This is a genomic window from Bartonella sp. CB10SXKL (genome assembly GCF_042195515.1).
GTDB lineage: Bacteria > Pseudomonadota > Alphaproteobacteria > Rhizobiales > Rhizobiaceae > Bartonella.
Map to the genome: position 1 here is coordinate 1 of NZ_JBHION010000062.1, position 1,832 is coordinate 1,832.

Below are 1,832 nucleotides of genomic sequence, written 5' to 3' on the forward strand. Positions count from 1 at the left end.
TAATACTGGTTCCCGAATTGATTCCACACATGCAAGACGCGAACTCATCACTCGTCAAAAATCTCTTATTAACAGACGAAAAATCCACGTGATGGTCAGAATAGCTACGATTGGTTGTAATCGGAACACCATAGGCAGACTTCGTATTTTCATCTGTCCCTGATTGAAGATAAATATCAACCCAAATATTCTTCCACGGATCGTAAACCATTCCCTCTGGGTCACTACGTGGACGGTGATTGAGACACCAAACAGAATCAGGGAGAATATCCCCCGCTTGATAACCCGATAACGGATGATCTTCAATCTCACCAACATCTGCACAAAGCGTATGAAATCCACCAATCTTTTTAGAGGTATCCTCTGTATAGCCATCAGGAGCTGTCGGATTGTCCGAAATATTAAAGTTGATCTCATTATTATTAGTGAGGGTTGGTATAAGATAAATATAATAATCCTTGCCTGCTTCAAGATCTTTGTCAAAAGTCATCCTTCCACGCCCTGGAACGCGGAAAAAGAGGTACCTACCCCCATTCTCACCACCATGATAAAAGCGAAAACATGCACCGTTATTGATCACAAGACCTTTTCTATTTTCCGGATCGTCTTCCAGAATTCTGTTAGGTTGATTAAAACGCACATTCTCTAAAAAATTAGTGGAAAGAGAACCTACCTTACTTTGAAGTTCAGAAAGACTGTCACTGTTCCTCTGTGCCTTCTCTTGAACTTCTGTCAATGCACTCTTTGCTTCTTCTGCTAACACTTTTGCCTCAGAGGCGGCTGTATTCGCAGAATTTGTCGTTGCTGTCACCGTGTCTAATGAACTCTTGACCTCTCCAAGCCCTTGCTTCGTCGTATCAGCTTCTTCTTTTGCTTGCTCCGCAACACTCTTCGCTTCTTCTGCTGTCGACTTCGCAGTCTCGGCTACTTCCTTGGCTTCTTCTGATAAACTTTTTGCACTCAAAGCGGTTTGGCTTGCTTGATCACTCGTGGATTTTGCTTCATTGGCTATTGTTTCTAAGCCTTCTGCTTTAGATTTTGCATCGCTAGCCTCTCTTAGTGCTTGATCTACTTTCTCTGTTACACTCTCTGCTGCACTTTTCGCCGATTCCGCCAAACCCTTCGCTTCTGAAGCTGTTTGCGAGGCTTGTTCCACTCCTGTTTGCGCCGATTCGGCAACTATCTTAACAGTTGCAACAGATGCCTTGACTTCAGCACAAGCATTCTTGGATTGTTCTGAAAGAGCTTTTGCCTCTTCTGCCATTTGCTTGGCGGCATCTGATGCACTCTTGGATTCTTCTGCTAATCCCTTGGCTGTATCCGCTGTATCTTTTGCAAGATTAGCGGTTGTCGTAGCTGCTGTAACCGCTTCACCCGTTTTCGTCACCTCTGTAAGCGCTTGATCAGAAACCCTTTTCGATTCCTCTGCAACCTGTTGCGCACTATTTGCACGCGCCATGGATTTTTCAGACTCTTGCCTTGCATTAACAACCTGTTCTAATGGTGCAAAAGTTTCATACGAATACAAAGATGCCGTCCCTAAAATCTTAGGAACAACAACGCTATCTTGCGAAGTTCCTTCTCTGATTTCCTCTTGCGTTGCTATTGGTATCAGATACTCATGACTATGATCGGGTATTTTCATATGTTTTATTCCTCCATTAAACCTAAAATGAACACTCTTTCAAATCTTCAAACTCTTCTCTTAATGTCTCTAAGCGCTTCTCTAAATCTTTCACAGAACCATCAAGCTCCGTTTTCAAAGCTGCTTTCAGTAAATCAAAAACGCCATTAAGCGGCGCATGTACAAATACTTCCCCCGAATACAAAAC

General features: G+C 43.1%; 1 protein-coding gene. It reads right to left on the bottom strand.

Translation table 11 applies throughout. From position 1 onward, the window contains the following. Window positions 1-1,645 (bottom strand): alanine-zipper protein (locus ACFIK3_RS09365; RefSeq protein WP_375676613.1); only part of this gene is annotated, 1,645 nt, incomplete at its 3' end. Between the last annotated feature and the right edge of the window lie 187 nt (window positions 1,646-1,832).